The organism is Mitsuaria sp. TWR114, from assembly GCF_007997345.1.
This window is the reverse complement of record NZ_VOSR01000575.1, coordinates 1-5,212: the sequence shown is the minus strand read 5'-3', so window position 1 is coordinate 5,212 and position 5,212 is coordinate 1. Positions and strand designations below refer to the sequence as shown.

The 5,212-nt window shown below is 69.8% G+C and carries 5 protein-coding genes; 2 read left to right on the top strand and 3 right to left on the bottom strand.

The window, feature by feature from the left end:
- The coding region (locus tag FUT87_RS19840; RefSeq protein WP_147242137.1) for a LacI family DNA-binding transcriptional regulator at positions 1 to 949 on the bottom strand (949 nt) is incomplete at its 3' end.
- Positions 950 to 1,059: 110 nt separating this feature from the next.
- Positions 1,060 to 1,839, bottom strand: coding sequence for a GH12 family glycosyl hydrolase domain-containing protein (locus tag FUT87_RS19835; protein ID WP_147242136.1), 780 nt, complete (start codon positions 1,837 to 1,839; stop codon positions 1,060 to 1,062).
- A 284-nt stretch (positions 1,840 to 2,123) separates the two neighbouring features.
- On the opposite strand from FUT87_RS19835, the gene yqhD reads away from it, so the two are divergent.
- Positions 2,124 to 3,287, top strand: a complete 1,164-nt coding sequence (gene yqhD / locus FUT87_RS19830; RefSeq protein ID WP_147242135.1) for an alcohol dehydrogenase — start codon at positions 2,124 to 2,126, stop codon at positions 3,285 to 3,287.
- Between the two features lie 70 nt (positions 3,288 to 3,357).
- Positions 3,358 to 4,263 carry an AraC family transcriptional regulator gene (locus tag FUT87_RS19825; RefSeq protein WP_091724561.1) on the top strand — a complete coding sequence of 302 codons (906 nt, stop codon included), beginning with the start codon at positions 3,358 to 3,360 and terminating at the stop codon, positions 4,261 to 4,263.
- Positions 4,264 to 4,288: 25 nt separating this feature from the next.
- On the opposite strand, the gene FUT87_RS29070 is transcribed toward FUT87_RS19825, so the two are convergent.
- A complete protein-coding gene (locus FUT87_RS29070; RefSeq protein WP_186830642.1) occupies positions 4,289 to 5,053 on the bottom strand; it encodes a hypothetical protein in 765 nt (254 codons plus the stop codon).
- Between the last annotated feature and the right edge of the window lie 159 nt (positions 5,054 to 5,212).

The following is a 5,212-nucleotide window of genomic DNA, read 5'->3' as shown; positions in this document are numbered from 1 at the left end:
CGACCAGCGCCTCGGCCGCCTCGGCCACCGGCTGGTGGACGGTGGTCAGCGCGGGCGTGCCGTAGGCGGCGAGCGCCATGTCGTCGTAGCCGGTGACGGACACGTCCGCCGGGACGGAGCGCCCCGCCGCGCGCAGCGCGCGCACCGCCTCCAGGGCCAGCAGGTCGGAACAGGCCATCACCGCATCGACCTCCCGGTGCGCGGCGAAGAAGGCCTCGATCGGCGCCCGCGCGGCAGCCGGCGCGAAGGAGACCGGCAGCTCCAGCGCCGGGTCGGGTGCGAGGCCGGCGTCGCGCAGCGCCTGCCAGTGGCCCTGCCGGCGATGCAGCACCTCGGGCAGCTGGGCATCGCCGAGGAAGGCGATGCGGCGGCGGCCGGCATCGAGCAGGTGCCGCGTGGCGAGCAGCCCGCCCGCATGGTTGTCGCCGCCGACGGTGCAGTAGAGCTGCTGCGGCAGCTCCGCGCCCCAGACCACCACCGGCATGTGCCGCGCGGCCAGCTCGTTGAGCTGGTCGTGGTGGCGCCACTGGCCGATCAGCAGCAGGCCGCAGGCCTTGCCCATCTCGACGCCGCGCACGGCCTGGTCGAGGTGGTCCGCGTCCACGCGCGACAGCAGCATGTCGAAGCCGCGCGCGGTCAGCACGTCGGCGATCGCGCCGACGATGGTGAGGAAGAAGGGATCGGAGATGTGCTGGCGGGAGTCGCGGTCGTAGGGCACGACCACCGCGACGGTGCGGTTCTCCTGCAGCCGGAAGCTCTTGGCGCCGAGATTGATGGTGTAGTTCAGCGACTTGGCCAGTTCCTCGACCCGCCGGCGCGTCTCCGCGTTGACCAGCGGGCTGCCGTTGAGGCAGCGCGACACCGTCGAGACGGACACGCCGGCCATCCGCGCGATGTCCGCCATCTGCAAGCGCCGCCGGTCGGCGGCCTCCCTCTCATCCGATTTCATGAACACGACCTTCTCGAGCGAATCGGGATGAGTTTCGCAGAAGGTCCGCGCCGCCCGCGGCGGCGCAGTACCGCCGCGGCGAGGCACCGCCCCACCGCGGCGGCGCCGCTTCACTTCACGGTGACGGAGAAGTTCTTCGCACCGAAGTTCATGCCGCCAGCCGAGGAGGTGATCTCGAAGCCGTACTGCACCTCGCCGACCACCAGGTCGCCCATCCAGCCCAGGTTCTTCAGGTAGTTGAGGATGGCGCGCACGTCCACGGTCGTGTTGTTGGTCTTCGTGGTGCGCAGGAAGGAATACACCATGTTGTTGCCGTTGTTGCCGCGGTAGACATTCCAGGTGGAGCCGCCCACCGAGACGTTGGTGTAGACGGGGATCGCGCAGCCCGCGGAAGTCCAGTTGTAGGAGATCGGCTTGACGTTGCCGCAGCCGCCGGCGGTGCCGGTGTAGTTCAGCCACAGCATGATCTCGTGGGCGTTGTTGCCGACCCAGATGTCGTAGGTCGACTCCCAGGCGCCGCCCGATGGCGTGGTCGCGCTGATGGTGGACGTCAGCGTGGACAGCGAGCTGATCGTGCGGTTCACCGCGTAGCCGATGTGCGGGTAGGACTTGATCCCGCCGGTGTTGGGCTGATCGGACCAGACGCCCCAGTCGGCGTTCGAGTTGGCCCAGATGGTCTGGGCACCGGCGGCCAGGTTGCTGCAGGGCGACCAGACGTCGTTGTTGAAGCCGTAGCTGCCGTAGGTCCAGGTGGCGAAGAGATTGGGCGCCGAGCAGGAGGACGTCGCCGGCGAGGAAGCGGCCCAGGTGGCGGCCTGCGCGCCCGGTGCGGCCGCGGCCAGCGTAGTGACGAAGGCGGCTGCGAGCAGCGTGCGATGGGTGAGGTTCATAGGTCTCCGTGTGTTGTTGATGTGAGGATGCCGTGAAGACCGCGCGCGATGTCAGCGTTGTCAGCCGGCCAATTAATTCAGCCCCCAAACAATTAGTTCAACCATCGGGGTAACCCGGCGTCGGCCGCCTCCTGGATCGGTCCCGCCGCCTTGCCCATTCATCCCCGCGCAAGCAGGAATGGGCAAGACGAAAGCAGTTTCGTGCCTTGTCGGCTCCTGGGCGCCGGCGGAACAATCCGCCCCATCGAGTCGATCCTTCGATCACCGCCACGGAGCCGCAAGCCATGAACAACTTCATCCTCAACACCCCCACCAAGATCCTTTTCGGCCAGGGCCAGATCGCCCAGCTCGGCCAGGAGATTCCCGCCGACGCGCGCATCCTGGTCACCTACGGCGGCGGCAGCATCAAGAAGAACGGCGTGCTCGACCAGGTCCGCGCGGCGCTGGCCGGCCGCACGGTGCTCGAGTTCGCCGGCATCGAGCCCAACCCCACCTTCGAGACGCTGATGAAGGCCGTCGAGGTGGTCAAGGCCGAGCGCATCGACTTCCTGCTGGCCGTGGGCGGCGGCTCGGTCGCGGACGGGACCAAGTTCATCGCCGCGGCGGCGCGCTACGAGGCCTCGCCGGATGCCTGGGAGATCCTGCTGACCCGCGGCGCCAAGGTCGCCGACGCGGTGAAGATGGGCGTCGTGCTGACGCTGCCGGCCACCGGCTCCGAGTCCAACAACGGCGCCGTCATCAGCCGCCGGGAGACCGGCGACAAGCTGCCCTTCTTCTCGCCCTTCACCTATCCGGTGTTCGCGGTGCTCGACCCGGCGACCACCTACTCGCTGCCGGCGCGCCAGGTCGCCAACGGCGTCGTCGACGCCTTCGTCCACACCGTCGAGCAGTACCTGACCTATCCCGCCGAAGGCCGCATCCAGGACCGCTTCGCCGAGGGCATCCTGCAGACGCTGATCGAGGAAGGCCCGCGCGCGCTGACCGAGCCCGAGAACTACGACGTCCGCGCCAACGTGATGTGGAGCGCGACGCAGGCGCTCAACGGCCTGATCGGCGCCGGCGTGCCGCAGGACTGGGCGACGCACATGATCGGCCACGAGCTGACCGCGATGCATGGGCTCGATCACGCGCAGACGCTGGCGATCGTGCTGCCGTCGGTGCTGGCCTACAAGAAGGAGCAGAAGCGCGCCAAGCTGCTGCAGTACGCGGAGCGCGTCTGGGGCCTGCGCGAAGGCACCGAGGCGCAGCGCATCGACGGCGCGATCGCGGCCACGCGCGCGTTCTTCGAGCAACTGGGCGTGGGCACGCGCCTGTCCGCCTACGGCCTGGACGGCAGCACCATCCCGGCGATGATCGCCAAGCTCCAGGAACACGGCGGCACGGCGCTGGGCGAGCACCAGGACATCCGCCTCGAGGACAGCCAGCGCATCCTCGAAGCGGCCCGCTGAGCCGACGGCCTTCCCCTCGCGCGGCGCGGACGGACCTGGGTCCTTCCGCGCCCGATGTCCTTCAGATCCCATGGCGACCACCCTCAACGACAGCATCCGCCGGCGCATCGTCGACGCCGCGACCCGCTTCTCGACCGGGTCCTTCGCGACGCCCTCCCCGGTGGCCGGCGTGCGCGTGCTCTACACCGAGACGCCGCATCCCCGCACGCCGGTGCTCTACGAACCGTCGATCGTCATCGTGGCGCAGGGCGCGAAGGTGGGGCACGTGGGCGACCGGACCTTCCGCTACGACGCGGACAACTATCTGCTGCTGACGGTGCCCCTGCCCTTCGAGTGCCAGACGATCGCGAGCCGCAAGGAGCCCTTCGTCGGCGTGTCGATCGACATTGACACGGCGATGCTGCAGGAGCTGCTGATCGACCTGGAGGACGAGGACTTCGACCGGCCCGCCAGCCTCGAATGCCCCGGCGTCAATAGCGCGCCCTTCACCGAGGAGGTGCTGTGCGCGCTCGAGCGGCTGGTCGACGCGATGGACCATCCGCGCGACGCCAAGGTGCTGGGCCGGCTGATCGTCAAGGAGATCGTCTACCACGTGCTGTGCGGCGACAGCGGCGCGGCGCTGCAGGCGCTGGCCCACCGGCACACGCACTTCGCGCAGGTGACCAAGGCGCTGCAGCACATCGAGTCGAACTACGCCAAGCCCTTGAACGTCGAGCAGCTGGCCAAACTCGTGAACATGAGCGTGTCCGCCTTCCATCACAACTTCAAGGCGGTCACCAACACCTCGCCGCTGCAGTACGTGAAGAGCTACAAGCTGCACAAGGCGCGGCTGATCATGTTGAACGAAGGCGTGAAGGCCGGGGTCGCTGCCACGCGCGTGGGTTACGAGAGCCCGTCGCAGTTCAGCCGCGAGTTCAAGCGCTACTTCGGCGCCACGCCGCTGGATGAAGTGGCGCGGCTGAGGGCGCCGCGGTAAGCGGCCCGCCCTCGCCGCTTCGGGCTCACTGCCCGCCGGTCTTGCCAGCCTTGGCCTCGGCCGAGGTGCTCGCGCTGCCCTGCCCGCTCACCCGACCGCCGTCCCGGCTGGCCTGCGCCGAGCCCGAGGCCTTCGCGCTGCCACTGGCCTGCGCGCCGTGGGCGCGCTCGGGCGAGGACGGCGTGGAAGGGGACGCCGGCGAGGAAGGCGAAGGCGTGGAAGTCGTGGAAGGCGTGGAGGTCGAGCCGGTACCGCTCGTTGCCGCGGCAGTTCCTTCCGCGCTCACCTGATGGGCCTGGCCCGCCGCGTGATCCAGTTGGCCACCAGCTGCGCTGGCCGCACCCGCCGCGCGGGCGACGCCTTGTTCGGCGCGTTCGTTCAACGAGGTCGTCGCATCGGCGACCTTGTCCTGCGCCCGTGTCGCGAGGTCCTGCGCGCGGCCGACGCCGTCCTGCGCGCGCTCCGTGGCCTTGCCGCGCGCGGCCTCGACGCCGTCAACCACCCGGCCCGTCGCCTGCTGCGCGCGATCGCTCACCTTGCCGGCCGCCTGGTCGGCGCGGTCCCGCGTGTTCTGCAGCGCATCGCGGCCGCGGCTCAGGTCCGGTCGCTGGCCCAGGCCGCCCATCCCACCGAGGCTGCCGCCGATCTGCCCGCTGGCGCCGCCGGAGAGGCCGCCACCGCCGCCGAGCAAGCCCGCATGCGCCGGCTGCGCCAGGGCGCCGAGGACCGCCACCAGGGTGCCTGCCACCACGGGCCAAAGACCTTGGGTCTGCTTCGAAATTGCGCTCATGTCGATCTCCTGGTTCGAGAGCCACGGAACCGTTCCGCGGCTTGCACTGGGAGAACGACGCGGCCGGATCGCTTCTTCCCGGCCAGTTGCAACCAATGGTTTTCAGCGCAGGTCGCTGCCGTTCACGCGCAGCGAGGCGCCGACGAGCCCGACGCGTCG